Here is an 872-nt window from a genome sequence, read left to right as displayed (position 1 = left end):
GCAGTATCCTATCACTATAAACAGTGTATTTTATGTTTTCATTAAATAAAGAAAGAGCAGAAACAACATCTTCTTTGGAAACGTGCTTAAATTTGATTATATAATCATTCAATACTGGCTTATCTTCAGTAGTTGGATTATATATCAACAAAACGCTATCTTGTATCAAATAATCAAGGCCATTAACGTTTAAAATATCTTTAAGCAACTTAGAAAAAGTATCAGTTTTACTTAGATCAAGCGTAGGTAAGAATACGTCAAAATTAGTATCAACGTTACCACTAATGACAATATTTTTGCCAGTTATAGAACTAATCTCGCCTAAAAAATCGTTAAAGGTAATGTTACGATATTCTAAGGCAGATAAACTACTTGAGAGCAGGAAGCATAGGACTACTAGAATCAACTTTTTGAGATTTTTCATTTGCAAACCCTTGTGATGAATTTTCTAAGCTTTTTAAAACTCTTTCAAAATCTGCATGGCAAGAAACAAAATAATCAATGTAGTTGCCTGACTTCTTATCTTGTAAGAATATATGGCAGTTTGAGAAAGAAAGAAGTTCTAAGAAGCTATCTAAAGATAAATCAATGGCGTAATTTCTAAATTTACAACCATTCGGAAAGCAAGTTATCTTTAGATAGATTCTATTGCTGTTAAAAATAGTGGTGTTTATATCTGAATTATCTACGCTATTTAAAATTTTTTTAGACTTTTTAGAATCAGAAGTATTTAAATCAACAAACCTGGTATCTTGAATAGATAACTGATCTGACTCATACTTAGGCTCTAAAAATTTATAAAGCAAATAAGAAAAAACAATAAAAGCTAATAGAAATAGGATTTTTTTAGTCGCATAGCTTTTATAAATTTC

Annotated in this window: 2 protein-coding genes; both read right to left on the bottom strand. The window is 28.7% G+C overall.

Annotated features, from left to right (window positions below; all coding sequences use genetic code 11):
- Positions 1–424: hypothetical protein (locus CYP51_RS01520; protein WP_180997726.1), on the bottom strand; the 424-nt coding region annotated here is incomplete at its 3' end.
- A partial coding sequence (locus CYP51_RS01515) for a hypothetical protein (protein WP_180997725.1) occupies positions 369–872 on the bottom strand: 504 nt, incomplete at its 5' end. The genes CYP51_RS01520 and CYP51_RS01515, both read right to left, overlap by 56 nt.

This window comes from Campylobacter concisus (assembly GCF_002912895.1).
In the GTDB taxonomy this organism is placed as follows: Bacteria; Campylobacterota; Campylobacteria; order Campylobacterales; family Campylobacteraceae; genus Campylobacter_A; species Campylobacter_A concisus_G.
Note: the sequence above shows the minus strand (reverse complement) of the source record. Positions and strands in the feature narration are given on the sequence as shown.